The sequence below is a fragment of the Stappia sp. TSB10GB4 genome, assembly GCF_900185745.1.
Taxonomy (GTDB): Bacteria; Pseudomonadota; Alphaproteobacteria; order Rhizobiales; family Stappiaceae; genus Stappia.
In genome coordinates this window covers 1-910 of sequence record NZ_FYAV01000045.1, presented here as the reverse complement: position 1 = coordinate 910, position 910 = coordinate 1, and the positions used below count along the sequence as shown (strand labels likewise).

Below are 910 nucleotides of genomic sequence, written 5' to 3'. Positions count from 1 at the left end.
AGAGTCCGTTTGGAAAATCAGGGATGAGCTGTTCTGCGTAGCAGGTTTCCGCCCATGGCGACGAGGATCATGGCATGAGAGACGTCGATGCGCTGCTCATAGTCGCGCACGAGGCGTCGCCATCGGGTCATCCAGCCGAAGGTGCGCTCGACGACCCAGCGACGGGGCAAAACTTGGAAGCCCTTTTGGTCGTCGGATCGGCGGATGATCTCGATGACGAAGTCGAGATAGGCGGCCTTGTCCATGAGCTTGAGCCGATCATAGGCGGCATCGGCGAACAGGTGCTTCACCCAGGGCCAGCGCTTGCGGATGCCGTCGAGAATGGCCTGGGCGCCGGCGCTGTCGGAGATGTCGGCCGGCGTCAGGTTGACCATCAACAGCCGCCCATCCGTATCGACCGCGATGTGGCGCTTGCGGCCGACGATCTTCTTGCCCGCGTCATAGCCCCTATGCGCGCCAGGGGCCGGCGCCTTCACCGATTGGCTGTCGATCACGCCGGCCGTCGGGCTGGCCTCGCGACCGGCCCGCTCACGATCCAGCATCAATGTCACGTCGTGGATGGTCTGGAACAGAAAGCGCCGCGCCAACTCGCGGAACCAGCCGTAGACCGTCTGCCAGGGTCCGAAATGAACCGGCAGCATCCGCCAGCCGCAACCGGAGCGCACCAGGTAGCGCACGGCGTTGATCACCTCCCGGAAATCAACCTCGCGCGGACGGCCGCGACGCCCGGGCTTGGGCATCAGCGGGGCGATCCGATCCCATTCCTCGTCCGTCAGGTCACACGGGTAGCGCTTGGTCTTCTTGGCGATCTTGGCCATCCGGCCACGACTCTGCTCTGTCCACATTCAGAGCTTGAATCACAAAGCGCCTCAACGAAAAACCCCTGTCCGCGATTTTCCAAACGGCCTCT

1 protein-coding gene is annotated in these 910 nt (G+C 63.4%); it reads right to left on the bottom strand.

Annotation, left to right across the window (positions count from 1 at the left end):
- Positions 1-17: 17 nt before the first annotated feature.
- Entirely contained in the window at positions 18-845 is an 828-nt protein-coding gene (locus tag TSB10GB4_RS10335; RefSeq protein WP_186395694.1) for an IS5 family transposase, read from the bottom strand.
- Between the last annotated feature and the right edge of the window lie 65 nt (positions 846-910).